Annotated in this window: 23 protein-coding genes; 9 read left to right on the top strand and 14 right to left on the bottom strand. The window is 68.3% G+C overall.

Annotation, left to right across the window (positions count from 1 at the left end; translation table 11 throughout):
- Positions 1 to 27: 27 nt before the first annotated feature.
- The 6 genes from SFB74_RS05545 to SFB74_RS05520 form a co-directional block, all read right to left on the bottom strand.
- Positions 28 to 1,539, bottom strand: coding sequence for a zinc-ribbon and DUF3426 domain-containing protein (locus SFB74_RS05545; RefSeq protein WP_432729766.1), 1,512 nt, complete (start codon positions 1,537 to 1,539; stop codon positions 28 to 30).
- A 106-nt stretch (positions 1,540 to 1,645) separates the two neighbouring features.
- Positions 1,646 to 2,539: a 50S ribosomal protein L11 methyltransferase gene (prmA, locus tag SFB74_RS05540; RefSeq protein WP_432729765.1), complete on the bottom strand. Its 894-nt coding sequence runs from the start codon at positions 2,537 to 2,539 to the stop codon at positions 1,646 to 1,648.
- A 15-nt stretch (positions 2,540 to 2,554) separates the two neighbouring features.
- Positions 2,555 to 3,904 carry an acetyl-CoA carboxylase biotin carboxylase subunit gene (accC, locus tag SFB74_RS05535; RefSeq protein ID WP_432729764.1) on the bottom strand — a complete coding sequence of 450 codons (1,350 nt, stop codon included), beginning with the start codon at positions 3,902 to 3,904 and terminating at the stop codon, positions 2,555 to 2,557.
- Between the two features lie 2 nt (positions 3,905 to 3,906).
- Positions 3,907 to 4,380, bottom strand: a complete 474-nt coding sequence (gene accB, locus SFB74_RS05530) for an acetyl-CoA carboxylase biotin carboxyl carrier protein (RefSeq protein ID WP_432729763.1) — start codon at positions 4,378 to 4,380, stop codon at positions 3,907 to 3,909.
- A gap of 100 nt (positions 4,381 to 4,480) precedes the next feature.
- Positions 4,481 to 5,035: a TlpA family protein disulfide reductase gene (locus tag SFB74_RS05525; RefSeq protein ID WP_432729762.1), complete on the bottom strand. Its 555-nt coding sequence runs from the start codon at positions 5,033 to 5,035 to the stop codon at positions 4,481 to 4,483.
- Positions 5,036 to 5,632: a hypothetical protein gene (locus tag SFB74_RS05520; RefSeq protein ID WP_432729761.1), complete on the bottom strand. Its 597-nt coding sequence runs from the start codon at positions 5,630 to 5,632 to the stop codon at positions 5,036 to 5,038.
- Between the two features lie 111 nt (positions 5,633 to 5,743).
- On the opposite strand from SFB74_RS05520, the gene mpl reads away from it, so the two are divergent.
- On the top strand, positions 5,744 to 7,147 hold the full coding sequence (gene mpl, locus SFB74_RS05515) for a UDP-N-acetylmuramate:L-alanyl-gamma-D-glutamyl-meso-diaminopimelate ligase (protein ID WP_432729760.1): 1,404 nt from the start codon (positions 5,744 to 5,746) through the stop codon (positions 7,145 to 7,147).
- A complete protein-coding gene (locus SFB74_RS05510) occupies positions 7,144 to 7,665 on the top strand; it encodes a cupin domain-containing protein (protein WP_432729759.1) in 522 nt (173 codons plus the stop codon). The genes mpl and SFB74_RS05510 overlap by 4 nt, the downstream gene beginning before the upstream one ends.
- A 6-nt stretch (positions 7,666 to 7,671) precedes the next feature.
- Here the strand turns inward: SFB74_RS05510 and SFB74_RS05505 are convergent, their stop codons facing one another.
- The 6 genes from SFB74_RS05505 to SFB74_RS05480 all read right to left on the bottom strand — a co-directional run bounded on the left by SFB74_RS05505 (position 7,672) and on the right by SFB74_RS05480 (position 14,944).
- Positions 7,672 to 8,790 carry a 3-deoxy-7-phosphoheptulonate synthase gene (locus SFB74_RS05505; RefSeq protein ID WP_432729758.1) on the bottom strand — a complete coding sequence of 373 codons (1,119 nt, stop codon included), beginning with the start codon at positions 8,788 to 8,790 and terminating at the stop codon, positions 7,672 to 7,674.
- 239 nt (positions 8,791 to 9,029) lie between these two features.
- Positions 9,030 to 9,563, bottom strand: a complete 534-nt coding sequence (locus SFB74_RS05500) for a hypothetical protein (RefSeq protein WP_432729757.1) — start codon at positions 9,561 to 9,563, stop codon at positions 9,030 to 9,032.
- An 82-nt stretch (positions 9,564 to 9,645) separates the two neighbouring features.
- On the bottom strand, positions 9,646 to 11,106 hold the full coding sequence (gene tldD / locus SFB74_RS05495; RefSeq protein ID WP_432729756.1) for a metalloprotease TldD: 1,461 nt from the start codon (positions 11,104 to 11,106) through the stop codon (positions 9,646 to 9,648).
- A gap of 56 nt (positions 11,107 to 11,162) precedes the next feature.
- Positions 11,163 to 12,317, bottom strand: a complete 1,155-nt coding sequence (gene rodA / locus SFB74_RS05490) for a rod shape-determining protein RodA (RefSeq protein WP_432729755.1) — start codon at positions 12,315 to 12,317, stop codon at positions 11,163 to 11,165.
- A gap of 32 nt (positions 12,318 to 12,349) precedes the next feature.
- On the bottom strand, positions 12,350 to 14,203 hold the full coding sequence (locus SFB74_RS05485) for a sensor histidine kinase (protein WP_432729754.1): 1,854 nt from the start codon (positions 14,201 to 14,203) through the stop codon (positions 12,350 to 12,352).
- A gap of 6 nt (positions 14,204 to 14,209) precedes the next feature.
- Positions 14,210 to 14,944, bottom strand: a complete 735-nt coding sequence (locus tag SFB74_RS05480) for a response regulator (protein ID WP_432729753.1) — start codon at positions 14,942 to 14,944, stop codon at positions 14,210 to 14,212.
- A 397-nt stretch (positions 14,945 to 15,341) separates the two neighbouring features.
- Between SFB74_RS05480 and SFB74_RS05475 the strand changes: the two genes are divergently transcribed.
- The 5 genes from SFB74_RS05475 to SFB74_RS05455 all read left to right on the top strand — a co-directional run bounded on the left by SFB74_RS05475 (position 15,342) and on the right by SFB74_RS05455 (position 20,616).
- Positions 15,342 to 15,935 carry a YqiA/YcfP family alpha/beta fold hydrolase gene (locus SFB74_RS05475; RefSeq protein ID WP_432729752.1) on the top strand — a complete coding sequence of 198 codons (594 nt, stop codon included), beginning with the start codon at positions 15,342 to 15,344 and terminating at the stop codon, positions 15,933 to 15,935.
- 69 nt (positions 15,936 to 16,004) lie between these two features.
- Positions 16,005 to 18,071 carry a ribonuclease catalytic domain-containing protein gene (locus tag SFB74_RS05470; protein WP_432729751.1) on the top strand — a complete coding sequence of 689 codons (2,067 nt, stop codon included), beginning with the start codon at positions 16,005 to 16,007 and terminating at the stop codon, positions 18,069 to 18,071.
- 49 nt (positions 18,072 to 18,120) lie between these two features.
- Positions 18,121 to 18,975, top strand: coding sequence for an energy transducer TonB (locus SFB74_RS05465; protein WP_432729750.1), 855 nt, complete (start codon positions 18,121 to 18,123; stop codon positions 18,973 to 18,975).
- Positions 18,976 to 19,027: 52 nt separating this feature from the next.
- Positions 19,028 to 19,876, top strand: coding sequence for a shikimate dehydrogenase (aroE, locus tag SFB74_RS05460; RefSeq protein WP_432729749.1), 849 nt, complete (start codon positions 19,028 to 19,030; stop codon positions 19,874 to 19,876).
- Complete coding sequence (locus SFB74_RS05455; RefSeq protein ID WP_432729748.1) at positions 19,873 to 20,616, top strand: transglycosylase domain-containing protein; 744 nt, start codon at positions 19,873 to 19,875, stop codon at positions 20,614 to 20,616. The genes aroE and SFB74_RS05455 overlap by 4 nt, the downstream gene beginning before the upstream one ends.
- Here SFB74_RS05455 and SFB74_RS05450 read toward each other — a convergent pair.
- Positions 20,582 to 21,004 (bottom strand): DUF2809 domain-containing protein, encoded by a 423-nt coding sequence (locus SFB74_RS05450; RefSeq protein WP_432729747.1) that lies wholly within the window; start codon positions 21,002 to 21,004, stop codon positions 20,582 to 20,584. The genes SFB74_RS05455 and SFB74_RS05450 overlap by 35 nt on opposite strands.
- 9 nt (positions 21,005 to 21,013) lie before the next feature.
- On the opposite strand from SFB74_RS05450, the gene SFB74_RS05445 reads away from it, so the two are divergent.
- Together SFB74_RS05445 and SFB74_RS05440 are read left to right on the top strand one after the other, a co-directional pair.
- Positions 21,014 to 21,913, top strand: coding sequence for a lysophospholipid acyltransferase family protein (locus SFB74_RS05445; RefSeq protein WP_432729746.1), 900 nt, complete (start codon positions 21,014 to 21,016; stop codon positions 21,911 to 21,913).
- Between the two features lie 7 nt (positions 21,914 to 21,920).
- A complete protein-coding gene (locus SFB74_RS05440; protein ID WP_432729745.1) occupies positions 21,921 to 22,910 on the top strand; it encodes a phosphatidate cytidylyltransferase in 990 nt (329 codons plus the stop codon).
- 150 nt (positions 22,911 to 23,060) lie between these two features.
- On the opposite strand, the gene SFB74_RS05435 is transcribed toward SFB74_RS05440, so the two are convergent.
- On the bottom strand, positions 23,061 to 25,139 hold the full coding sequence (locus SFB74_RS05435; protein ID WP_432729744.1) for a tetratricopeptide repeat protein: 2,079 nt from the start codon (positions 25,137 to 25,139) through the stop codon (positions 23,061 to 23,063).
- Positions 25,140 to 25,196 lie beyond the last annotated feature (57 nt).

Raw genomic sequence — 25,196 nt, 5'->3', positions numbered from 1 at the left:
AAGGACGCATGCGTGCACGCGCCCCGCTCAGGGATAGAAAGCCTCGACGCGATAGCCCGCGACGGGCGGAAGCGCTGCCGCTTCGGAAGCGGACAAGGTCAGAGGCAGCGAAGCAGCGCGATCCGCGCGCGAGGCCAGCACCGCCGGAGCGCCGTAGTCCGCCGGCATCAGCACGCGGCGCACCACGGCACGCTCCTGCGTGTCGAGCAGCGAGAGTTCGACGGCCGGCATCGCCAGCGGCACGGTGGCGCTGTTGCGCAGGGTGAAGCTCAGGCGGTAGTCGTTGCTGCCGCTCTTCTCGCGCGCGAAAGCCGCGCCTTCGATCACGATGTCGCCGATCTGGCGCAGCGCGCCGAGTTCGCAGCCCGTGTACTGGCACAACGTCGCGAGCGCGGGCCGCAGGTTGGGCTGACGTGCCGCGATGCCGTCCCGCTCGTGGCGGACGATCTGCAGCACGAGCAGCAATGCCGCAAGCACCACCAGCAGAGCAAGCAGCACGCGCACGCCCCTGCGCTGCCAGAAGCCCGGCGCCTTCGCCAGCGGTTCGTCGTCTTCCGCGAAGGGGTGCCCCGGCGGCGGCTCGAAGACCGGGGAGAGCACGGGATCGTGCCTGTCGTCGGCTTCGCTTTCCGTCTCTTCACGCACCACCACGACCGGCGCTTTCGCGGCCGCGCGCTCCTCGCGCGCCTTGGCGCTCGCGATCTTGGCCGACTTGATGCGGGCGCGGCGCAGCGCCTTCTGCATCTGCACCTGGTCGTGATCTTTCTCGAGTTGCTCGCGCTCGTCCGCCGCGCCCCCGTTGTCGTCATCGCTCGCGCGCTCGATGAGTGCGCGCGTCTTGATGACGCGAGGCGTGACCGGCAGGGGCGGCGCCGGTGGTGGCGGCGGGGGCGGCGGAGACGCGAGATTCAGGTCGATGTTCGGAAACGGCGGCAGCGTGCTCGGCGGCGGCTTCCAGGCCGGCTGGGTGGCATCGAGGTCGGACCACGGCTCGTCGGCGGCGAGGCCGTGCTCGGGCAGGGTCAGCGAGAACGCGGGCAGCGGCGACGCTGGCGGAGGAGGCGGTGACTGCACCGGCGACGGCGGCGCGATCGCAGGCGTCTGGTCGAGCACCAGGGCATCTGGCGGAAGCAGGTGCTCCTCGTGCGAATGCCAATCCTGGCGCTGACGCTGATGTTCGGGTTCGTCGTCGAAGAAGTCCGCGTCCTCGACGGATGACGACGGAGGCCCCTGCTCTACCGCCTCGGGTTCGGCCGGAGGCAAGGGCTCAGGTGCCGGAGAAGAAAGAGGATGCGGAGGCGGCGCAGGAGGCTCGGGCGGAGGCACCGGCTCCGCGGCAGGCTGCTCGACCAGTCCCGGCATGTAGCCACTGCCCTGCACCACAGGCGCCGCCCCATCGGACGTCTCGTGCAGGTCGAGCGTGGCGTCGAACACGTTGCTGCAGCGGCCGCAACGCACCCAACCGTCCGAGATGCGAAGCTGGTCGCGCACCACCTTGAAGGTGGTGGTGCAGGCGGGGCAGCGCGTGACGAGACTCATGACCGGGCGATTGTAGGGTTGGGCTCTCGCTGCAGGAGGACTGCAGAAGGGCCACGGGACGACGCAAAAAGCCCGCCAGCCAGCCAGGCACCCCGGCAGTTGCCGCTCAGCAGCGAGCAGTCATGAGGATCCAGCCGTCCTCGCTGTCGCTGACTTCGAGCACCGCGTACGGCGCGTAGGCTTCCTTCAGTTCGTCGGCCTGGCGCTCGAGGATGCCGGCCATGACGAGCGATCCGCCCGCCTTCACATGGCCGCGCAGCAGGGGCGCGAGCAGCTTGAGCGGCGTGGCCAGGATGTTGGCCAGCACGATGTCGTATTCGCCCTTGGCCGCGTCTGGCAGGCCGGCCTTCAGCTTCACGCCGTTGGCCTCGGCATTGAGCACGGTCGAGGAGACCGCTGCTTCGTCGATGTCGACGGCGTCAATATCAGTGGAGCCGAACTTCGCCGCGCCGATCGCCAGGATGCCGGAGCCGCAGCCATAGTCGAGCACGCGCTTGCCGGCCAGTGCGCCCTCGCCGCGCGTCGCGATCCAGCGCAGGCACATTCGCGTGGTGGGGTGCGTGCCCGTGCCGAAGGCCAGCCCCGGGTCGAGCCGGATCACCTGCTTCGCCTGCTCGGGCGGCTCGTGCCAGGTCGGCACGATCCAGAACTCGGGCGTGACTTCGACGGGCGCGAACTGCGATTGCGTCAGGCGCACCCAGTCCTGCTCGGGCACGGTCGCGATGCCGAGCACCTCGCAGCCTTCATCGAAGAAATCCTGCAGCGCGAGCACCGAAGCGGCGTCCTTCGCCTGCGCCTCGTCGGGAAAGAGCGCGATCACGCGCGAACGCTGCCAGCCCTCTTTCGGCGGCGGCATGCCCGGCTCGCCGAACAGCGCCTGCTCGGCATCGGTCTGCGCGTCGGCGTCTTCCACCGACACGCTCAATGCGTCGAGTGCGTCGAGCGCTTCGCAGAGCGTCTCGACCCGGTCTTCAGGCGCCATCAGGCGGAGTTCAAACATCGCGATATTCCAGGCTCAGCGCTTGTGCGCGGCCAGCCACTCTTCGAGGTAGTGGATGTTGGTGCCGCCGCTCATGAACTTGGCGTCGACCATCAGCTCGCGGTGCAGCGGGATGTTGGTCTGGATGCCTTCGATCACCGTCTCGTTCAGCGCCGTGCGCATGCGGGCCATGGCCTGCTCGCGCGTATCGCCGTAGACGATGATCTTGCCGATCATCGAGTCGTAGTTCGGCGGCACGAAGTAGTTGGTGTAGGCATGCGAGTCGACGCGCACCCCCGGGCCGCCCGGCGGGTGCCACATGGTGATGCGGCCCGGCGAGGGAGTGAACTTCCAGGCGTCTTCCGCATTGATGCGGCACTCGATGGCGTGGCCGTGCATCTGGATCTGGCGCTGCGTGAACGGCAGCTTCTCGCCGGCGGCGACCATGATCTGCGTCTTGACGATGTCGATGCCGGTGGTGAACTCGGTCACCGGGTGCTCCACCTGCACGCGCGTGTTCATCTCGATGAAGTAGAACTCGCCGTTCTCGTAGAGGAACTCGAAGGTGCCGGCGCCGCGGTAGCCGATCTTCTTGCAGGCTGCGGCGCAACGCTCGCCGATCTTCTCGATCAGCTTGCGAGGGATGCCGGGGGCGGGAGATTCCTCGATCACCTTCTGGTGGCGGCGCTGCATGGAGCAGTCGCGCTCGCCGAGGTAGACCGCGTTCTTGTGCTTGTCCGCAAGCACCTGGATCTCGATGTGGCGCGGGTTCTGGAGGAACTTCTCCATGTACACGGCCGGATTGTTGAAGGCCGCGCCGGCCTCCGCCTTGGTCATCTGGATGGCATTGACCAGCGCAGCCTCGGTATGCACAACGCGCATGCCGCGGCCACCGCCGCCGCCTGCCGCCTTGATGATGACCGGGTAGCCGATGGCGCGCGCGATGCGCTTGTTGGTGGCGGCGTCGTCGGAGAGCTCGCCCTCCGAGCCCGGCACGCAAGGCACGCCGGCCTTGATCATGGCCTGCTTGGCCGACACCTTGTCGCCCATCGTGCGGATGTTGTCGGGCGTCGGGCCGATGAACTGGAAGCCGCTTTGCTCCACGCGCTCGGCGAAGTTCGCGTTCTCGCTCAGGAAGCCGTAGCCGGGGTGGATCGCCTCGGCGTCCGTCACCTCGGCCGCCGAGATGATCGCCGGCATGTTGAGATAGCTCTGCGCCGAGGGAGCCGGGCCGATGCAGACAGCCTCTTCCGCGAGCTTGACGTACTTTGCGTCGCGGTCGGCCTCGGAATAGACCATCACGGCCTTGATCCCGAGTTCGCTGCAGGCGCGCTGAATCCGGAGGGCGATCTCCCCCCGGTTTGCAACCAGAATCTTCTTGAACATGCTTACTCGATGATGAACAGCGGCTGTCCGTATTCGACCGCCTGGCCGTTTTCGCCGAGGATCTGGGTGATGGTGCCGGACTTGTCGGCCTCGATTTCGTTGAGGATCTTCATCGCCTCGATGATGCAGAGGGTGTCGCCCTCGTTGACCTTGCTGCCGACCTCGACGAACGCCGGGGCACCCGGGCTCGACGAACGGTAGAAGGTGCCGACCATCGGCGATTTCACCGCGTGGCCCGATGCAACGGCTTCCGCCGCCGGGGCACCGGCTGCGGCGGGAGCCGCCGGAGCATTGACGGCCGCGGCAGGCGCGACGGCAGCGGCCTGAGGCGCTGCCAGGGTTTGCACATACTGCACCGGCGCGGCGCCGCCGCCCTTGACGATGCGAACCTTACCTTCGGTTTCCGTGATTTCCAGTTCGGAAATATTCGATTCGGACACCAGATCGATCAGTGTCTTGAGTTTGCGCAGATCCATGGGACTCCAGTGCCGGCTGTGCCGGTCTTCAGGATATAACTTGTTCGAAAATCGGTGATTTTCGGCGTTCGGCGTCTAACGCCAGCGTAAGCAACTGATTCTAACCATGAACCAGTTCACGCCGCCAAGTGTCCAGGTCGGTCGTTTCGAGCTTGCCCATTTTACGGGCGGCCACGGAGCCGTTCGCGTTCAGGACCAGCGTGAAGGGCAGCCCGCCGCCCGTGTTGCCCAGGTTCTTGACCAGTTCCGTGCCCTGGAGACCAGCCAGGCCGGTCGGGTAGGTGACCGGCGTGCGCTGCAGGAACTTGCGCACGGCACTCGGCTGATCGATGGCCAATCCGACCACTTGCCATCCGTTCGAGCTGTTTTGACGGAAAAAGGCGTCGATCATCGGCATTTCCTCGACGCAGGGCGGGCACCAGGTTGCCCAGAAGTTGAGCAGCAGCGGCTTGCCGCGCAGGCTCGACAGGACGAGGTCACCGCCTTCCGGACGCTCGAAGCTCTGGCCCCAGAAGGCCGCGTCGAGCGTCTCCCCTCCGCCCGCAGCGCCCGCGCTGCCGCGCTCCTTCCACCAGGCACCGCCGAGCCCGGCGGCCGCAGCCGCTGCCGCCACGCCGGCATAGAGCATGCCGCGTCGGGTAGGCGAAGAAGTCATTCACTTGTCCTTTTCTCGTTCAATCAGTCGGCGCAATGCGGGCAGGTCGCCGCGCGGGGTGCGCCCCTGCGCATCGGGCTTCAGGGCTCCGCGCAGGTCGTCGAGGTCGTACACCAGCAGATGCACGCCGATTTCCTCGCCGAGCGCGCGGCTCGGCGCATGCACGCTCAGGGCCTCGACCTGCTCGCCATGAAAGCCGGTCACCATGCGCGGTTCGTAGTCCACATGGTGGTCGATCAGGGCTATCTCGGCCGATTTGGGATCATCGCAGAACAACTGAATGTAAATGTCTGACAGCCGTGTGGCCGTTCCATGCCAGACGGCACCGCCCACATGGGGGCGGAAGGCGGCCATCCGCTCCATCCATTCGAGCGCCAGCAGGCGCAATGCATGCAATTCCTGCGGCTGGGTGTCGGCGCAGAAAAGCTCGATGTACTCGCGCACCTCGGCTTCGACCTCGTCGTTGTTCGGCAGCGCCGTGCGCGCGGAAAGCCCCAGGTCGCGCAGGGCCCGCCGCTTGGCCGGCCCATATTCGAGCCCCTCCTCGACAACGAGGCGGGCTGCGGTGGCTGCAATTTCACGCTTGGACGTGTCCATCGGGGCATTTTGCCCGCAGTAGGCGCCCCTCACATGAACATCAGTACGGAGCGCGGGACAAACGCGCCAGCCTGCCGAAGGCGCCGCACACCGCTTACCTAGAATCGACCGATGCACATTCATATCCTGGGTATCTGCGGCACTTTCATGGGCGGAGTGGCCGCCTTGGCGCGCGAAGCCGGCCACCGGGTCACAGGCTGCGACGCCGGCGTGTACCCCCCGATGAGCGACCAGCTGCGCGCCCTCGGCATCGACCTGATCGAGGGCTTCGGCGCCGACCAGCTCTCCCTGGCGCCCGACATGTTCGTTGTCGGCAACGTTGTTTCCCGCGCGCGGCTGGCCGACGGAAGCCCCAAGTTCCCGCTGATGGAAGCCATCCTCGACGCCGGCAAGCCCTACACCAGCGGCCCGCAGTGGCTGGCCGAGCACGTGCTGCTGGGCCGCCACGTGCTCGCCGTGGCTGGCACGCATGGCAAGACGACGACCACCTCGATGCTCGCCTGGATCCTGGAAAAAGGCGGCAAGGCCCCCGGCTTCCTCGTGGGCGGCGTGCCGCTGGACTTCGGCGTCTCGGCCCGGCTGGGCGACGGCCCCGCATTCGTGATCGAGGCCGACGAATACGACACGGCCTTCTTCGACAAGCGCAGCAAGTTCGTTCACTACCGGCCGCGCACCGCCGTGCTGAACAACCTCGAGTTCGATCACGCGGACATCTTCGACGACCTGGCCGCCATCGAGCGCCAGTTCCATCACCTCGTTCGCACCGTGCCCGGCACCGGGCGCCTGGTGGTGAACGCCACCGAGGAAAGCCTGCAGCGCGTTCTGGCCCAGGGATGCTGGAGCGAACTCGCACGCTTCGGCACGGGCGGCGAATGGCAGGCGCGCGGCACGCACGATGCCTTCGACGTGCTGCTGCGCGGCGAGGCGGTCGGCCGTGTCGAATGGGAGCTTTCCGGCCTGCACAACCAGATGAACGCGCTCGCCGCCATCGCCGCGGCCGAGCACGTGGGCGTGGCGCCGGCCGATGCAGCCCGGGCTCTCGGCAGCTTCCGCAACGTGCGCCGGCGCATGGAGCTGCGCGGCACGGTCGAGCGCGACGGCGGCGCGATCACGGTCTATGACGACTTCGCCCACCACCCCACCGCCATCCGCACCACGCTCGACGGCCTGCGCAAGAAGCTGGACGACGCTGGCCGCAAAAGTGAGCGCATCCTCGCGGCATTCGAACCGCGCAGCAACACGATGAAGCTGGGCGTGATGGCGGCACAGCTGCCCTGGAGCCTCGAATCGGCGGACCTGTCGTTCTGCCACACGGCCGGACTCGACTGGGATGCCGCCGCCGCGCTCGCGCCGATGGGCGAGCGCGCGCAGGTCGCCGGGGCCATCGAGCCGCTGGTGCAGCAGGTCGTTGCCGCAGCGCGGCCGGGCGATCACATCGTCTGCATGAGCAACGGCGGCTTCGGCGGCGTGCACGACAAACTGCTTGCGGCGCTGCGAACGGCGGCGGCATCATGACCGCCATGGCGCCCCTTGCACGTGCACGCGAACTGATCGAAACCCTGAAGCTGCAGCCTCATCCCGAGGGCGGCTGGTACGGCGAGGTGTTCCGCTCGATCTCGAGCGTCACGCCTGCCGATGGCCGCGAGCCGCGCAGCGCCCTAACCAGCATCTACTTCCTGCTCGAGGCAAATCAGCATTCGCGCTGGCACCGGGTGCTCTCCGACGAGGTCTGGGTGCATCTGGAAGGCGTGCCGCTCGCGCTGTGGACCTGCGATGCCGCGATGCGCACGGCTCCGGCTCATGTGAGGCTGGGCCCGGTCGACGCGCACGGCACGCGTCCCCAGCACGTGGTGCCTGCCGGCCAGTGGCAGGCGGCGCGGCCGATCCAGGCGCACAGTTCGGGCGACTACACGCTGGTCGCCTGCATGGTCGGGCCGGGCTTCGACTTCGCCGATTTCTCGATGGTGCCGCCCGACAGCGACGAGGCTGCGTCGATGCGGCACCACTGGCCCGACCTGGCCGGCTTGCTCTAGCCTCTTTCAGCCCCGGCGACGCTTGACCGCTTGCGAGAGCGTGTCCAGCACCTGCACCGAATCGTCCCAGCCCAGGCAGGCGTCGGTGATGCTCTTGCCGTATTCGAGGCCCGAGAGCTGGTCCTTGCCCGGCGTGAACTTCTGGGCGCCCGGCAGCAGGTGGCTTTCGACCATCACGCCGAAGACGCGCTTCGAGCCGTCAGCGATCTGCCCGGCGATGTCCTTCGCCACGTCGATCTGCTTCTGGTGCTGCTTGGAGCTGTTGGCGTGGCTGCAGTCGACCATCAGCGTGGGCGGCAGCTTGGCCGCCTCGAGGTCCTTGCACGCAGCCTCGACGCTGGCGGCGTCGTAGTTGGGCGCCTTGCCGCCGCGCAGGATCACGTGGCAGTCGCGGTTGCCGTTGGTCTGCACGATCGCAACCTGGCCGTTCTTGTGCACCGAGAGGAAGTGATGACCGCGCGCCGCAGCCTGGATGGCATCGGTGGCGATGCGGATGTTGCCGTCCGTGCCGTTCTTGAAGCCGATGGGTGCCGACAGGCCCGAGGCGAGTTCGCGGTGCACCTGGCTTTCGGTGGTTCGCGCGCCGATGGCGCCCCAGGAGATCAGGTCGCCGATGTACTGCGGCGAGATCACGTCGAGGAACTCGCTGCCCGCCGGCAGGCCCAGGCGGTTGATGTCGATCAGCAGCTGGCGCGCGATGCGCAGGCCTTCGTCGATGCGGAAGCTCTCGTCCAGGTATGGATCGTTGATCAGCCCCTTCCAGCCGACCGTGGTGCGCGGCTTCTCGAAGTACACGCGCATCACGATCTCCAGCGTGCCGGCGTACTTCTCGCGCTCGATCTTGAGGCGGCGGGCGTACTCGAGCGCGGCGGCCGGGTCATGGATGGAGCACGGGCCCATGATCACCAGCAGCCGGTCGTCCTTGCCGGCCATGATGTTGTGGATGCGCTGGCGGGTGTCCTCGATCAGCGTCTCGACCGCGGTGCCGCGGATAGGGAAGAAGCGGATGAGGTGTTCGGGAGGGGGGAGCACGTTGATGTCCTTGATGCGTTCGTCGTCGGTCTTGCTGGTTTTTTCGACGCGCGCATACCAGCTGTCGCTGGTGGGGGGGAGGTTCGTGCTCATGGTGCTTGTTCCTTCTGTGTGCTGGAGTGGGAATCGAGGGGCCAAGAAAAAACCGCCGGGGCTTGAGGCCACCGGCGGTTTTGGGAGGGTATTCGTATGTGCTTTTTACGCGCTCGCCTCTCGTCCGCCGGAAACCGGGAACCAAAAGTAGGCAAAAAAGTAAGCGCGGAGAGCGGACATGGGTTGGCAATGTAGCACGGAAAAGCAAAACCCGGTCAAGGGACCGGGCTCGCTGTTGTTTACCGGTAGCCTGATTCGTTGGCGTTGTGAATGATCCAGATCAGGTTGCCGGAGGAGAAATCCCCCATGCCGCCGCCCGCGAAGATCAGGCGGCCCTGGCCCTTGTAGGTCATCTCGAAACGGTGGCGGTCGCTGCCGAAATAGAAGGGAATGAAGGCCTTGCCGGTTACATATGCGCCCTGATCGGTGGGCTGGCCGGCGAGGTCGGTGACCTGCCGGGCGCTCATGCCGATCTGCAGGCGCGCGAACTTGCTGTTGCGCGCCGGGTTGCCGGTGATCTCGCCTTCGTAGCCGTTCAGGCCCTTGACGGTGCGGCCGCTGCCGGCCTCGACCTTGGACGAATCCACCACGTTGCCCTGAGCATCCATGCCTGCCTTGGCACCGCCACGCGCGGGAGCTGCCGGAGCGGCCGCCGCAGGCGCTGCCTCAGGCTGGCTGCCCGAACTGCCGCGCGATGCGCAACCGGCGGTAGCCAGCGCCAACACGGCGGTCACAGCCCACAGCACGGCGGGCGAGTTGATCCTGTTCCCCATCGAAATGCTCCTTGATTCGTCGTTCGCAAAAAAGGAGCGCAGCTTAGCAACCGAAGGAAACAGCCGGCAAGTGCCGAAAGTCCTAAGCCGTTCCACCTACAGTCAGGCCGTCGATGCGCAGGGTAGGCTGGCCGACGCCGACCGGCACGCTCTGCCCTTCCTTGCCGCAGGTGCCCACGCCCGAGTCGAGCGCCATGTCGTTGCCGATCATGGTCACGCGGGTGAGCGCGTCGGGGCCGTTGCCCACGATGGTCGCGCCCTTCACCGGGTACTGGATCTTGCCGTTCTCGACCCAGTAGGCCTCGCTGGCCGAGAACACGAACTTGCCGCTGGTGATGTCGACCTGCCCGCCGCCGAAGTTGGTGGCGTACAGGCCCTTCTTGATGCTGGCGACGATTTCGTCGGGCTCCTTGTCGCCGCCGAGCATGTAGGTGTTGGTCATGCGCGGCATCGGCACGTGGGCGTAGCTTTCGCGGCGGCCGTTGCCGGTGGGCTTGACCTTCATCAGGCGGGCGTTGAGCGCGTCCTGGATGTAGCCCTTGAGGATGCCGTCCTCGATCAGCACGTTGCGCTGGCTGGCGTTGCCCTCGTCGTCGACGTTGAGCGAGCCGCGGCGGTCGGCGATGGTGCCGTCGTCGAGCACGGTCACGCCCTTGGCCGCCACGCGCTGGCCGATGCGGCCGGAGAAGGCGCTCGAACCCTTGCGGTTGAAGTCGCCCTCCAGCCCGTGGCCGATGGCTTCGTGCAGCAGGATGCCGGGCCAGCCGGAGCCGAGCACCACGGTCATTTCGCCGGCCGGGGCCGGGCGGGCGTCGAGGTTGGTCAGGGCCGCCTTCACGGCATGGTCGACGTACTCGGCGATCTGCTCGTCGGAGAAATACGCCAGGCCGAAGCGCCCGCCGCCACCGCCGGAGCCGATCTCGCGGCGGCCGTTCTGCTCGGCGATCACGGTGACCGACAGGCGCACCAGCGGCCGCACGTCGGCGGCCAGGGTGCCGTCGGCGCGGGCCACCAGCACCACGTCGTATTCGCTGGCCAGCCCCGCCATCACCTGCGCCACGCGCGGATCGCGCGAGCGGGCGAGCTTCTCGACCTTCTCGAGCAGCTTCACCTTGGCGGTGCTGTCGAGCGTGGCGATCGGGTCGATGCCCTGGTAGAGCGAGCGGCTGGAGGCGATCTTGCGGGCCGCCGTCTTCACCTTACCGGCGCGGCCGGCGGAGGAGATGGAGCGGACGGTGCGCGCCGCGTCGAGGAGCGAGGCCTCGGAAATGTCGTCGGAATAGGCGAAGGCGGTTTTTTCACCGCTGACCGCGCGCACGCCGACGCCCTGGTCGATGCTGAAGCTGCCGGTCTTGACGATGCCCTCTTCGAGGCTCCAGCCCTCGCTGCGGGTGTACTGGAAGTACAGGTCGGCGTCGTCCACCCGGTGCGCGGTGATCTCGGCCAGAGCCTTGCTCAGGTGCGATTCGTCGAGGCCGAACGGCGTGAGAAGGAGCTGTTGCGCCGTGGCGAGGCGCTCGATGGTGGGTTCGCGAGAGATCATGAACGCCATTCTAGGCAGCCACCCTCTTCCGCGCTGCCCCGAAGGACACTCCGGCGCTAGTTCTGCGCCAGCTTTCTCGCCCGGGCGATCGACATCAGGATGCCCAGCCCCAGCCCCAGCGTCACCATCGCGGTGCCGCCGTAGCTGATGAACGGCAGCGGCACGCCCACCACCGGCAGGATGCCGCTGACCATGCCCATGTTCACGAAGGCGTAGGTGAAGAAGATCATCGTCACCGCCCCCGCCAGCAGGCGCGAGAACAGCGTTCCGGCGTTGGCCGCGATGACCAGCCCCCGGAAGATCAGCAGGATGAAGGCCGAGATCAGCGCCAGGTTGCCCATGAGCCCGAATTCCTCGGAATAGGCGGCGAAGATGAAGTCGGTGGTGCGCTCGGGAATGAATTCGAGGTGGGTCTGCGTGCCCTGCATGAAGCCCTTGCCACCCACGCCGCCGGAGCCGATGGCGATCATCCCCTGGATGATGTGGAAGCCCTTGCCCAGAGGGTCCTTGCTCGGGTCGAGCAGCGTGCACACGCGCTGCTTCTGGTAGTCGTGCAGCACGCGCCAGTCGACGCCGTCGGTGCACAGCCGCGACTCGAAGCTCACGATGAGCGTGATGGCCACCGCGCCGATCACCACCGGCGGCACGATCAGCTTCCAGGGCAGCCCGGCGAAGAAGATCACCGACAGCCCCGCCGCCAGCACCAGCAGCGAGGTGCCCAGGTCGGGCTGCTTCATGATGAGCCCCACCGGCACCGCCAGCAGCATCGTCGCCACCACGAAGTCGAGCGGCCGCAGCTGGCCTTCGCGCCGCTGGAACCACCAAGCCAGCATCAGCGGCATGGCGATCTTCAGGATTTCGCTGGGCTGGATGACCACGCCCACGTTGATCCAGCGCTGGGCCCCCTTCTTGGTGATGCCGAACAGCGCCACCGCCATCAGCAGCGCCACGCCCATCGTGTAGAGCGGCACGGCCGCCAGCATCAGCCGCTGCGGCGGCACCTGCGCCACCACGAACATGATGAAGCCGGCCAGCAGCATGTTGCGGCCGTGGTCGACGAAACGGGTTCCGTGGTCGTAGCCCGATGAATACATGGTGAGCAGCCCGGCAAAGGCGAGCAGCATCACGGCGAAGGCCAGAAAGCCGTCGAAGCCCTGGAAGATGGGCGCAATTCGACGCGCCAGGGAGGGCTGGTTGAAAACGGCGGACATGAGGGCGGATTATCCCAGCCCCGCCGGCCCCTTCAGTCGAATTCGAGCTGAACGACCGTGCGCCCGGGTCGGCTTTCGACCGTAAGCCGGGCCCCGATGGCTCCGGAGCGTTCCGCCAGCGAGCGCGGCATGAGCTTGGTCGTGTCGAAGCCCTTGCCGTTGTCGATCACGCGCAGCTGCACCGTCTTGCCCTGCATGCCGGCCTCGAAGCGCAGCACGGTGGCCTGGGCGTGCCGCAGCACGTTGGAGATCGACTCGAACAGCAGGAACTGCAGCTGCCGCATGCCGTGCGCGTCCAGCCCCGCCACCGGCTCCACCTCGTCCACCGCCCATTCGAACTCGATGCCCGAGGACGCCAGCCGGGGCTCCAGCCGGTAGCGCGCCGCCGCGAGCAGCGCACCCACGTCGCCGGGCGGCAGGTGGATGGAATCGATCTGCAGCTTGAGCTGGTCCAGCGAGTCGCGCAGCGTGCGCAGCAGGTCGCCCGAGCTGCTCTGGCCCGACTGCAGCTGGCGGATCGCCGAGCTGATGTGCGAGCCGACGCCGTCGTGCATCTCGCGCAGGATGCGCTCGCGCTCATGGGTGCGCGCCTGCACCTGGGCCGCGGCCTCGAGCTCGGCATAGGTGGCCGCCAGCTCGCGCTCGCGCTGCGCCACCCGCTCGGCCAGGGCGGCGACCGAGCCGCGCGCCTGCAGGGCAGCCGTGCGGAAGCGCCGCAGCACGATCAGCAGCAGCACCGCGCCGAAGAACACCGACGAATAGCGCACCCAGGTGGTTTCGCCGTAGGCGTCGCTCAGGCGGATCACCAGCCAGTCGCGCGCGGCGAGGGCCACCGTGACCAGCGCCGCGCCGGCCATCAGCAGCCGGTCGTCGTTCGGGCTGCGCAACGTGGCCAGGGCAAAGGCGCCGACGAAGGCGGCGACGAACACAAGCTCCACGGCGAGCCAGGCGGTGAACCAGGCCGGCTCATCCCGCTGCAGCGAGAGCGCGCTGAACAGCACCGTGCCGACCACGACGCCGGCCACCGGCCAGCGCACCCAGCGGTGGGCGCGCTCGTTGGCCCAGCCCGCGAGGTGGTAGACGAACATCATGGAAGCAGCCGCCCAACCGGCATAGCAGCCCGCCATCAGCACGCCCCACGGCCCCCAGGACAGCGGCGGCTCGGCGACCAGCCCGTCGGCCATGCGTACCGCCCAGAAGAACTCCGCCAGCGCGGCCCAGAAATAGATGGCCACGCGCCGCGGCATGCCGTTTGCATCGACGTCGAGCTGCGTGAGCCACAGCGCCAGCGCGATGCCGCCCACGATCAGGCTGAAGGCCATCAGCAGCACCGAGCCGGTGAAGCGCCATGCGTTGGCGCTCTCGAAGAGCTCGTTGCGCACGGTCGCGGCCGGCCCGACGACCACCTGCGACAGCCCCGCGAGGCGGGCGGTGTCGGCGTGCAGGCGGATCTGCAGCAGGTTATCGCCCTTGCGCAGCAGCTTGCCGGGCACGGGCACGTAGATGGGCGCCTTGGCGTAGTCGGCGTCATTGCCGCGCTTCATGTCGCCATAGGTCTGCAGCAGCGCGTCGTTGAGCTGCACCTCGAAGACGTTGCCCGCGCGCGGAATGAAGATGCCCCACGGCGTCTCGGGCTCGGCCTCGAGCGTGAACGGCAGTTCGAAGCTGGCGGTGCCCGGGCGCCCGTTGAACTGCCGGTCCCAGTGATAGGAAAGCTCGACCGGCTCCGTGCGAGTGACGCCATCGACGGTGGTGGTCACGGTGCCCTGGCGCAGCTCGATCGGCGCCTCGGAAGCGGCCGCGACGGAAGCGCCGGAAAGGCCGGCGAGGCCCATCAGGAGCATCGCCAGCCATGGCATCACCAGCGACACCCAGTTCGGTCGCATCTGCGCTCAGCCCGGATGAGACAGCAGGCCGAGACGCGTCGCCTCGAAGACCGCCTCGCTCTTGGAATGCACCGCGAGCTTTCCGTAGAGATTCTTGATGTGGGTCTGCACCGTGTGCACGCTCAGGCCCTTGAGCCTGGCGATCTCCGCATAGGAGAAGCCGCGCGCGATCAGCGTCAGCACCTCGTGCTCGCGCGCCGAGAGCAGGCCGCGGTCGGCCTCCTCGGCGGCGGCCTCGGGCGCCGAGCCCGGCGTCGTGCCGGAGGGCGCCGCCGTCTGCAGGCTGCGGTACTTGGCGAGCACGCGCCGCGCGATCATGGGCGAGATCGGCGAGGCGCCGGCCTTCATCTCGACGATGGTCTGCGCGATGTCCTCGGGCGCGGCGTCCTTGTGGATGTAGCCCACGGCGCCGGCCTCGATGCTGGCGAGAACGTTTTCCTCATCGCCGAAGACGGACACCACCAGCGGCTCGCAGCCCGGAAAGCGCGACACGGCGTCGCGGATCACGTCGAGCCCGGTGCCGTCGGGCATGCCCAGGTCGACCAGAAGCACGTCGGGAATGGTGGTGGTGCGCGAGAGCCAGCCCAGCGCTTCCTGCACCGTGCCTGCGCTGCCGAGCCAGAAAAGGCGCGGGCTGCGCTGCACGCTCGCCTCGAAAAAGGCGCGCGCGCGGCTGTCGTCCTCGACCACGAGCACGCCCCAGCGGCGTAGCGTCGCGTCGTCCTGAGCCTCAAAGTTCATGGGCAGAGCATAAGCCTCGGCACGTACCGGGAATCCGCTCGCGCATCCCTCGTTCATGGGATATGCCCGACAAAGGGGCTGCATGAAACTCTCGCCGCTTTTTTGCCGGGAACATTCGCACCTTCCTGCGCAGATGAAGTAGCCGGAATGTAGGTCATTCAAGCTGCGGCGGCCACAGCCTGAATACTTTCGAATTCCAGATGCATGGCATGCCCCGCACGAGGGCGTGCGCGACGCCGGCGCGATCCGGGGCTCAGTAAGCTATGGCTTTACCGAAGAACCCGTACAGCCGGGTTTTTTGTATGTTGGAAGCGGCCTCGCGAGAACAGACCTCATGCAGAATTACCTGGTCACGGCAAGCGAGGTGCGGCCGCCGCACCTCCCTTCTTTTCCTCGCATGGATCCGCAAACCACTCACCTGCTCTACCTGCACGGTTTCCGCTCCTCGCCTCGTTCGACCAAAGCCCGGGTCGTCGCGGACCGCGTCGCGCGGCGGCACCCGAACCTCCAGTGGTGGTGCCCGCAGCTGCCGCCGTCGCCGCACGACGCCATCGACATGGTGATGAAGGGCATCGCGCACTGGCCACGCAAGTCGATGGCGGTAGTGGGCTCGTCCCTCGGCGGCTACTACGCCACCTACGTGGCCGGCATGACGCGCTGCCGCGCGGTGCTGCTCAACCCGGCCGTGCACCCCGCGCGCGACCTCATGCTCTACATCGGCGACCAGACCGCCTGGCACGACCCGGCCGAGCACTTCTACTTCCGCCCCGAGTACATCCACGAGCTCCGCGCGATGGAAGTCGGCCCGCTCACGCGGCCCGAGCGCGTGTTCGCCATCATCGCCAAGGGCGACGAGGCGCTCGACTGGCACGAGATGTCGGCGCGCTACCCCGACAGCAACATCAAGCTGCTCGAGGGCGGCGACCACGCGCTGTCGGACTTCGAAAAGGCCCATCTCGACGACGTGATGGCCTTCATCAACCCGATCTAGGCTCCCCGCGCTCGTCCGCAGCGCCTGCCCCCGGAATTCCGGCGGGTTCAGCATGGGACAATCCGGGCCATGTTTGTATTGTTTGAAGAAGCCGGCAAGTACCTCGGCGGCCGCGTGCTGTCGGAGGCCGAAGCATCGGCGCAGGTCGAGCTCGACACCGGCAAGCGCGTCAAGGTCAAGGGCGCCAATATCGTCCTGCGTTTCGAGAAACCGTCGCCCGCCGACCTGATCGCCGAGGGGCGCTCGCTCGCCGCCGCCATGGATCTCGACCTCGCCTGGGAATTCGCGCCCGAGGGCGAATTCGGCTTTGCCGAGCTGGCCGCCGAGTATTTCAGCGAGAAGCCCTCGCTCGCCCAGCAGGCCGCTGCCCTGTTCGCGCTGTTCGAGGCACCGCACTACTTCCGCCGCGCCGGCAAGGGCCGCTTCAAGAAGGCACCGGCCGAGATCGTCCAGCAGGCGCTGGCCGCCATCGAGAAGAAGAAGGCCATCCAGGCGCAGATCGCCGAATGGGCCGCTCAGCTGGCCGAGGGCGTGTGCCCCGCGCCGGTGCGCGAGCAGCTCTACAAGATCCTCTTTCGCCCCGACAAGAACGCCCCCGAATACAAGGCCGTGGTCGAGGCCGCGCGCGCCACGCAGCGTCCGCCGCTCGACCTGCTGGAGCGCGCCGGCGCCATCGACTCGCCCTACCAGTTCCACTGGCGGCGCTTCCTGTTCGAGAACTTCCCCAAGGGCACCGGCTTCCCCGCGCTTGCGGCGCAGGCCATCGCCGACGACCTGCCGCTGGCCGAGGGCGTGCAGGCCTTCTCCATCGACGATTCGCAGACCACCGAAATCGACGACGCGCTCTCCGTGCAGGGCCTCGGCACGGGCACCGTCACGGTCGGCATCCACATCGCCGCGCCGGCGCTGGCACTGACGCCGGGCAGCCCGATCGACAACGTGGCGCGCGCGCGCATGTCCACGGTCTACATGCCGGGCTACAAGATCACGATGCTGCCCGACGAGGTGGTCGACACCTACACGCTGCTCGAAGGCGGCGACCGCCCGGCCGTGTCGCTCTACGCGCGCTTCGACGAGGCCACGCTGGAACTGCAGGCCACCGAGACGAAGCTCGAACGCGTGCCCATCGTCGCCAACCTGCGCCACGACCAGCTCGACACCGTCGTCACGCAGCAGTGGCTCGAAGACGCCTCGTTCCAGGCTGACGGCACTCCCGAGGCCGCGACCCGCATGCGCGCGCCGCTGTCTTTCCTGTTCCGCCTCGCGAAGCAGCTGAAGGCCCAGCGCGAGGTGGTGCGCGGCAAGCCCGAGAACTTCAACCGGCCCGACTACAACTTCCGCCTCGTCGGCAACGACGGCGCCGAGCCCACCGGCGGCGAGCAGGTGCAGATCAGCACGCGCCAGCGCGGCGCGCCGCTCGACCTGATCGTGTCCGAGGCGATGATCCTGGCCAACAGCAGCTGGGGCGGCTGGCTCGGCGAGCTCGGCGTGCCCGGCCTCTACCGCAGCCAGGCCAGCCTCGCGCCCGGCATCAAGGTGCGCATGGGCACGCGCGCGCTGCCGCACGCGGGCCTGGGCGTGAAGAGCTACGCCTGGAGCACCTCGCCGCTGCGCCGCTACACCGACCTGGTGAACCAGTGGCAGATCATTGCCGCCGCGCGCCACGGCAAGACCGCCGCGCTGGCCGCGCCCTTCAAGCCGAAGGACGCCGACCTGTTCTCGATCCTCTCGGGCTTCGACGCGGCCTACACCGCGTACAACTCCTACCAGGGCGGCATGGAGCGCTTCTGGACGCTGAAGTACCTGCAGCAGCAGGGCATCACCGAACTCGAGGCCACCGTCATCAAGGACATGCCCAACGGCGCGCTGGTGCGTGCCGACACGCTGCCGCTGGTGTTCCCCGTGGCCGGGCAGCAGGAGCGCGGCGCGCGCCTGCGCGTGAAGCTCGGCGAGATCGACGAGATCGCCCTCGACGTGAGCGGCACGGTGCTCGAACGCCTCGACGCGCCGAAGGCCGGCGCATCCGCCGAAGAAGAAGGCGACGACGGCGAGGAAGAAGTGGTGGCGGGCCCGATCGCCATTGCCGTCGACCTGAGCGACAGCGAGGCAGCACCCGAAGAAAACACGCCTGCATGAACCCCGGCGGATCGTCCGGAGAGATGCGGCCCCTGGAGGAGTCTAGAGAATGAACTTCAAGGACCTCAGCACGCTGCAGATTGCACTGGGCGTGTCGGTCGTTGTGCACGCCGCGCTGCTCACGGTGCGCTTCGTCGATCCCGAATCCTTCAACAAGGTCTTCAGCGACACGCCACTCGAGGTGATCCTGGTCAACACCAAGACCAACGACAAGCCCGACCCTGCCGCCCGGCTGCGCGCGCAGACCTCGCTCGCGGGCGGCGGCGATCTCGACAAGGGCCGCGCCACCAGCCCGCTGCCGCCGTCGAGCTTCACCACCGTGGGCGACTCCTTCGAGGACGCGCAGCGCAAGGTCGACGCCATGCAGGCCGAGCAGATGCAGATGCTCACCCAGCTCAAGCGCGACCTGGCCGCGATGCCCGCACCCGATCCGCGCAACCCCGGCGATCCGGCCGAAGCCAAGGCGCAGGAAGAAAAGCGCCGCCAGATGATCAACCTGCTGGCCGAGATCGAACGCCGCGTGAACGAGGAGAACGCGCGTCCCAAGAAGCGCTTCCTCAGCCCCTTCACGCGCGAGGCCGCCTTCGCCACCTACGTCGATTCGCTGCGCCGCCGGGTGGAAGCCCAGGGCACGGCCAACTTCCCGACGCTCGCCGGCAAGAAGCTCTACGGCGAACTCACCATGACCATCACCGTCAATTTCGACGGTCGCCTGCTCTCGACGGTGATCGACGAAAGCTCGGGCGTGCCCGTGCTCGACAAGCGGGCCCAGGCCATCGTTGCGAGCGTCGGCAACTTCGGCACCTTCACCGACGCGATGCGCAAGGAGCACGCGGACCAGATCGTGATCCGGCCGCACTTCCGCTTCGCGCACGACGGGTCGGTCGAACTCTCTTCGCAGTAATCGGAAGCAGCCCAGCCGCCAGCAACAGGCGCAACGAAGGAAGGCACACACCATGGACCAGTACTGCGTCATGGGCAATCCCGTCGAGCACAGCCGCTCGCCCCGCATCCACGCGCGCTTCGCCGAGCTCTGCGGCCAGCAGATGGAATACGGCCGGCGGCTGATCCCGCTCGGCGCGTTCGCCGAAGGCATCGCGGCCTTCCGCAGCGAGGCCGCCGAACGCGGCGACGTCGCGCGCGGCTGCAACATCACCGTGCCCTTCAAGTTCGAGGCCGCGGCGCTGGCGCAGCACACCAGCGAGCGCGCCCTGCTCGCGCAGGCGGTGAACACGCTGCGCTTCGAGGCCGACGGCGGCATCCACGCGGACAACACCGACGGCATCGGCCTGGTCAACGACATCGTGCGCAACGCGGGCGTGCCGCTGCAGAGCAAGGCGCTGCTGCTGATCGGCGCGGGCGGCGCCGCTGCCGGCGTGCTGGGGCCGCTGCTCGACGCGGGTGCGTCGCGCGTCGTGGTCGCGAATCGCACCGTGGACAAGGCCGTGGAGCTGGTGCGCCGCCACGCGGCCATCGCGCTGCGCCACGGCGCCTCGCTCGAAGCCTGGGCGCTCGACGAAGTGCCGGGCGCCTTCGAGGTGGTGGTCAACGCCACCGCCTCCAGCCTCGCGGGCGACGCGGTGCCGGTGAAGGCCAGCGTGCTGCGCGAAGGCGGGCTCGCGGTCGACATGATGTACGGCCCGGCCGCCGCCGGCTTCATGGCCTGGGCCGAGGCGCACGGCGCCGTGGCGCGCGACGGGCTCGGCATGCTGGTCGAGCAGGCGGCCGAGTCCTTCGAGATCTGGCGCGGTGTGCGGCCTCCTTCGGCCCAGGTGCTGGCCGAGGTCCGCGCCGAACTCAAATGAAGGCCGTGCTGCGCCTCATCGCCTGCATCGCGGTGGCGGGCGTGGCACTGCAGCTGTTCTTCGTGGCGCGCATCGCGGCCATGGCGGTGATCGATCCGCAGAGCACCGCGTTCCAGCGCTCCGAGGCATTCCAGATCGCCGTGCACGAAGGCCGCGGCGGCGGCTGGCGGCAGGAGTGGGTGCCCTACGCGCAGATCAACGACACGCTCAAGCGGGCGGTCATCGCGAGCGAGGACTCCGGCTTCGTCGACCACAACGGCGTGGAATGGGAAGCCATCGAGCGCGCGCGCCAGCGCAACGCCAGGGCGGAAGAGCTGGCCGCCAAGCGCGCCGCGCGCGCGGCGGCACGCGGCAGGCCGGTCAAGCCCGTGCAGCTGCGCGGCGGCTCGACCATCACGCAGCAGCTCGCGAAGAACCTGTTGCTGTCGGGCGAGCGCACCATGCTGCGCAAGGGGCAGGAGCTGGTGCTGGCCACGCTGCTCGAGGTGCTGCTCGACAAGCGGCGCATTCTCGAGATCTACCTCAACAACGTCGAGTGGGGCGAAGGCGTGTTCGGCGCCGAGGCGGCGTCGCAGTACTACTTCCGCAAGCCGGCCTCGCGCCTGGGCGCCAACGAGGCCGCGCGCCTCGCGGTGATGCTGCCCAGCCCCAAGTTCTTCGAGCGGCGCGCCGGCTCGCCCTATCTGAGCGGACGCGCCTCGACCGTCATGGCGCGGATGCCCGCGGCCGAGCTGCCCTGAAGACGTCCGCACCGCGCAGGCCCTCGATGGCCAGCACGGCGGCGAAGCCGATGGTGTAGGCCAGCACGTCCCACCAGTCGGCCGTGCTGCCGAGCACGATGCGCAGCGCGCGGTTCGGAATATGCAGGTGCCACGTCGCCGCGAGGTACTGGCCCAGTTCGACCGCAAGGCCCACGCCCAGAGCGGCCAATGCCAGCGGCAGCACGCGAGCGGCGACTACCGTCTTGAAGACGAAGTACACCCAGACCACGGCCAGCACGTCGCCGAAGAAGCTGCGCAGCCAGCCCCAGCGCGCGCCGACGGTGGCCAGCAGCAGCAACATCAGAAACAGGGCCGCGGCCCACGCCAGAGAAAGAGGATCGAAACGCCATCGCATGACCCGTATCATCGCGCCCATATGCTGGCAAAGCTCACGGGTTGGCTGCTTCTTGGAATCGTCCGCTTGCTCACGGGCGCGCAGGCGCGCTGGTACGGCTGTCCGCCCAAGGCCGAGCAGCGCATCTACTTCGCCAACCACCAGAGCCACGCCGACCTGGTGATGATCTGGGCGGCGCTGCCGGAAGAACTGCGCAGCATCACGCGGCCCATCGCGGCGCGCGACTACTGGGCCAACACGCCGGTCAAGCGCTGGATCACGACGGAAGTGTTCAACGCGGTTTACGTGGAGCGGCAGGCAACGCCTGCTGCGGCAAGCGCAGCGGCAACGGTACCGACGGCACCGGTCGCGGCCGAAGCACCACCACCGCCGCCCGCCGCGCGTGCACCGGTTGCGTCGCCGGCCGAGCGCATCGAGCCCTCGATGGAACCGCTGCTGCCGCTGACTCCGCCCGAGCCTCCCCTGGAAACCGTCGTATCCGGCGCGCAAGGCCGGCTCGACCTGCCGGAGCCCCCTGCTCCACCGCCTCCTCCGGCACCCGAGCCGCCGCCACCACCGGCAGAACCCGAAGCCCCGCCCGTAGCGGCCGCTCCCGCTGTCGATCCACTGGCCCCGCTGGTCGAGGCCCTGCGCAGTGGCGACTCGATCATCATCTTCCCCGAAGGCACGCGCGGCCACACCGGCGAGCCGCAGAAGTTCAAGTCGGGCCTCTACACGCTGGCCACGATGTTCCCCGACGTGGTGCTGGTGCCGGCATGGATCGACAACGTGCAGCGCGTCATGCCCAAGGGCGAGATCGTGCCGGTGCCCATCCTGTGCTCCGTCACCTTCGGCGCGCCGGTCCGCGTGGAGGAAGGCGAGGAGCGCCGCCCCTTCCTCGACCGGGCGCGTGCCGCCGTGATCGCCTTGCGCGACGTCTGACGACGACATGAACCAGTTCCTGCGAAGCCTAAGCCCGACCCAGCAGGTCGCGGCGCTCTTTCTCATCATCTTCGGCGTGCTCGCGATCGTGAGTGCCACCGCCTTCTTCCTGAGCTTCAGGGAAAAGCGCAACCCGGTGCACGACGCCGCCTGGCAGGCCGAGCTGGCGCACTTCCGCAAGCTGCTGGGCACCACCTGGTTCATGGTGCTGGTCTTCTGGATCGGCTGGGCGCTCGGCGAGACCGTGGCCACGGTGCTGTTCGCGCTGATCTCCTTCTTCGCGCTGCGCGAGTTCATCACGCTCTCGCCCACGCGGCGCGGCGACCACCGCAGCCTGATCCTCGCCTTCTTCGTGGTGCTGCCGATCCAGTTCTGGCTGGTGGCCACGGCGCGCTTCGACCTGTTCACCGTGTTCATCCCGGTGTACGTCTTCCTCGCGATCCCGGTGACCAGCGCGCTGGCCAACGACCCGAGCCAGTTCCTGGAGCGCAACGCCAAGCTGCAGTGGGGCATCATGGTCTGCGTCTACGGCATGAGCCACGTGCCGGCACTGCTGCTGCTGAGCTTCCCGGGCTACGAGGGCAAGAGCGCCTTTCTCGTCTTCTTCCTGGTGTTCGTGGTGCAGACCTCGGTGCTGGTGCAGCACCTGATCTCGCGGCGCATGCAGCGCGCGCCCTTCGCGCCCAACGTGAGCCGCAGCTTCAACTGGACCAGCTGGGCCATCGGCATCGCGGTGGCGAGCCTGGTGGGCGCGCTGTTCTCGTTCATCACGCCCTTCAAGTTCGGCCAGGCGCTCGCGGTGTCGGTCATCGCGTGCATCTCGGGCTCGATGGGGCACCTGGTGATGAAGGCGCTCAAGCGCGACCGGGGCATTCCGAACTGGGGCCGCAAGGACGCGGGCGTGACGGGTGCCAACGGCCTGCTGGATCGGGTCGATGCGCTGTGCTTCGCCGCCCCCATCTTCTTCCACTCCATCCGCTGGTACTTCAACGCGTGAATTTGGCAAACCCCCAGGCTGCGCGCACTTCGTGTCGCTTCGCCAACCCCCTTGCAGGGGGCAATACCAGCGGCCCGGCAAAGCCGGCTCCGCGGTATTCCTGGAAGAACCCCTGAGACAGCTCGGCGTCAAGCGCCGAAAAGACCTGGTTCAGGCCTTGCGCCGCACCACTCGGCCGAAGACTTCCTTCGCCTTGCGGCCGAGCGCCTTGGCCTTCAGCGCCTGTAGTTCGCGCGTGAGGCGCGTGCGCTGCTCGGCCGAGAGCGCGGTGCCGAAGCGTCCCAGCGCGGCCTCGAGGGCCGCGCGCTGCGCGTCCACGCGGCCCTGGCGGCCTTCGGCTTCGGCGAGCCATTCGCAGGCGTTGACGACACGCTCGCGCAGCGCCGCATCGCCCGATTCGCCGAAGCGCGCGATGAGAGTGCGATAGGCCTTGATCTGCCCAGCCTGGTCGCCGAGCTTGTCGAGCGCCTTGGCCTTGTTGATCATCGACTTGGCGGCCCACAGCTGCAGCGTGCCTTCCCGCGCGCTGCTGGTGCGCGCGATGGCCTCGTCGTAGCAGGCCACCGCAGCCTCGAGCTGGCGCGCCTGGCGAAGCGTCGCGCCCTTGCGGAACAGCGCGCCCACCACGCGCCCGCGCAGGTCGGGCAGCTCCGAGTTGCCCCAGCGCGCGACGATCTCGTCGTGCACGCGCATCTCGTCGTCGTGCCGGCCGAGACGATCGAGCGCGGTGCTCTTGTACTGAAGGCACAGCGCGACGGTTTCCTGCATCTCGGTGGAGGGGTCGGCGCCGTAGCGCGCGTCCATGGCTTCGGCGGCGGCGACCACCTCGTCGAAGCGCTCGAGCGCGACCAGGCAGAAAGCCTTGTGGACCAGCGCCCGCGCGCACTGGCGGCGCAGTTCCGGGTGCGGCGAGGCGGCATGCGCGGCCAGCACCTCGTCGAAGAGCGCGATGGCCTCGCGCGACTCGCCCGCATCGCCGTGCTTGCGGCCCTGCTTGACCTTGTCTCGCACCTCGTCGCGCACCTCTGCCGGAAGCTCCGGCAGGTTGCCTTCGGCGTCGGCCTTGCGCAGCCGCTTCAGGCAGGCCTGGCGGCCGGCAGTGGCCTTGGCGAGCGTGTCCTGCAGCTCGGCCGTGGGCGCACCCTGCAATTGCCTGGTGAGCTGCTGGTAGACCTCGAGCGCCTCCTCGGCGCGGCCGAGCCGCTCCAGCAGCACGAAGCCCTTGTTGAGCAGCGCGCTCGTCACGGTGCGATGCACCGCGGGATCGGTGTCGGCGCCGAAGGTGGCGAGCAGCCGTTCGCAGGCGGCCAGCGCGGCCTCGCCGTCTTCCGACTCGCGCAGGCCCACCGACCAGTCGTAGGCGCGCCGCACCGCCATGCGCCGCACCTGCGGCGAGGCGTCGTGGCCGTAGCGGTCGAGCAGCCAGCCGACCAGCTCCGCGCGATTCGCGTGCTCGTCGATGCCGAAGCCATCGAAGAAGAGCGTCAGCGCCCGCACGCCTTCGATGCGCAGCTCGGGCGCGGCATGGGCGAGGCCGGCCTCGATCTGGTCGGCGACCGCGAGGCACATCACCTGCGCCTGGGCGTGCTGCGCCAGCTCGCGCAGGTTCAGCACCGAGGCCAGGCGCGCACGCGCCACGCGCAGCACCACGCCGGGATCGGTGCTGCCGTCGAAGCGTTCGATGACATCTTCCAGCGTGGCCAGCGCATCCTGCGGCAGGCCGCGGTGATGCTCGACCTCGGCCTTGAGCAGCCGCGCCTCCACGCGCCAGGTGTCGAAGGCGGCATCGGGCTGGCTGTCGAGCAGCTCGCTCATGGCGTCGCAGGCTTCGCAGCGCGCGGCGGGCTCGTCGATCCACCATGTGCGCTGGTAGAGCGCGTGGGCGATGTGCTCGCGAATCTCGGGCTCGGCTCGCTGGCCGTGCGCCGCGATCAGGCGGTCGAGCGTGGCGAGCGCGTCGGCAGGGCGGTGCATCTGGCGCAGCATGTGGGCCAGCAGGCGAAGCGTCTGGCAGCAGGGCACAACCACGCCGACCTCGGGCTTCGCCGCGAACTCGTCGAGCAGCCTGGCACTCGCGGCCAGCGCTTCCTTGCGGCGGCCCAGGTCGTCGAGCAGCTCGATGCGGCGGAAACTGGCGGTCGCGCGTTCGGCGGGGTGCATCTGCAGGCGCGCGATCAAGGCTTGCACCTCGTCCAGTTGCTGCTGCGCGGAGGACTCGACTACATTCACATTCGCTTCCTTGAATGGCGCGCCCCGCGCGTGGCGGGGCGGACTGTACGGACCGGG

Origin of the sequence: Variovorax xiamenensis (assembly GCF_050916385.1) — a bacterium.
Lineage (GTDB): Bacteria > Pseudomonadota > Gammaproteobacteria > Burkholderiales > Burkholderiaceae_C > Variovorax.
This window is presented reverse-complemented; position numbering and strand designations above follow the sequence as displayed.

Coding starts and splice junctions, on each gene's coding strand:
- SFB74_RS05545 (WP_432729766.1), bottom strand. CDS start 1,539: ATGAGTCTCGTCACGCGCTGCCCCGCCTGCACCACCACCTTCAAGGTG.
- prmA (WP_432729765.1), bottom strand. CDS start 2,539: ATGTTTGAACTCCGCCTGATGGCGCCTGAAGACCGGGTCGAGACGCTC.
- accC (WP_432729764.1), bottom strand. CDS start 3,904: ATGTTCAAGAAGATTCTGGTTGCAAACCGGGGGGAGATCGCCCTCCGG.
- accB (WP_432729763.1), bottom strand. CDS start 4,380: ATGGATCTGCGCAAACTCAAGACACTGATCGATCTGGTGTCCGAATCG.
- SFB74_RS05525 (WP_432729762.1), bottom strand. CDS start 5,035: ATGACTTCTTCGCCTACCCGACGCGGCATGCTCTATGCCGGCGTGGCG.
- SFB74_RS05520 (WP_432729761.1), bottom strand. CDS start 5,632: ATGGACACGTCCAAGCGTGAAATTGCAGCCACCGCAGCCCGCCTCGTT.
- mpl (WP_432729760.1), top strand. CDS start 5,744: ATGCACATTCATATCCTGGGTATCTGCGGCACTTTCATGGGCGGAGTG.
- SFB74_RS05510 (WP_432729759.1), top strand. CDS start 7,144: ATGACCGCCATGGCGCCCCTTGCACGTGCACGCGAACTGATCGAAACC.
- SFB74_RS05505 (WP_432729758.1), bottom strand. CDS start 8,790: ATGAGCACGAACCTCCCCCCCACCAGCGACAGCTGGTATGCGCGCGTC.
- SFB74_RS05500 (WP_432729757.1), bottom strand. CDS start 9,563: ATGGGGAACAGGATCAACTCGCCCGCCGTGCTGTGGGCTGTGACCGCC.
- tldD (WP_432729756.1), bottom strand. CDS start 11,106: ATGATCTCTCGCGAACCCACCATCGAGCGCCTCGCCACGGCGCAACAG.
- rodA (WP_432729755.1), bottom strand. CDS start 12,317: ATGTCCGCCGTTTTCAACCAGCCCTCCCTGGCGCGTCGAATTGCGCCC.
- SFB74_RS05485 (WP_432729754.1), bottom strand. CDS start 14,203: ATGCGACCGAACTGGGTGTCGCTGGTGATGCCATGGCTGGCGATGCTC.
- SFB74_RS05480 (WP_432729753.1), bottom strand. CDS start 14,944: ATGAACTTTGAGGCTCAGGACGACGCGACGCTACGCCGCTGGGGCGTG.
- SFB74_RS05475 (WP_432729752.1), top strand. CDS start 15,342: ATGGATCCGCAAACCACTCACCTGCTCTACCTGCACGGTTTCCGCTCC.
- SFB74_RS05470 (WP_432729751.1), top strand. CDS start 16,005: ATGTTTGTATTGTTTGAAGAAGCCGGCAAGTACCTCGGCGGCCGCGTG.
- SFB74_RS05465 (WP_432729750.1), top strand. CDS start 18,121: ATGAACTTCAAGGACCTCAGCACGCTGCAGATTGCACTGGGCGTGTCG.
- aroE (WP_432729749.1), top strand. CDS start 19,028: ATGGACCAGTACTGCGTCATGGGCAATCCCGTCGAGCACAGCCGCTCG.
- SFB74_RS05455 (WP_432729748.1), top strand. CDS start 19,873: ATGAAGGCCGTGCTGCGCCTCATCGCCTGCATCGCGGTGGCGGGCGTG.
- SFB74_RS05450 (WP_432729747.1), bottom strand. CDS start 21,004: ATGATACGGGTCATGCGATGGCGTTTCGATCCTCTTTCTCTGGCGTGG.
- SFB74_RS05445 (WP_432729746.1), top strand. CDS start 21,014: ATGCTGGCAAAGCTCACGGGTTGGCTGCTTCTTGGAATCGTCCGCTTG.
- SFB74_RS05440 (WP_432729745.1), top strand. CDS start 21,921: ATGAACCAGTTCCTGCGAAGCCTAAGCCCGACCCAGCAGGTCGCGGCG.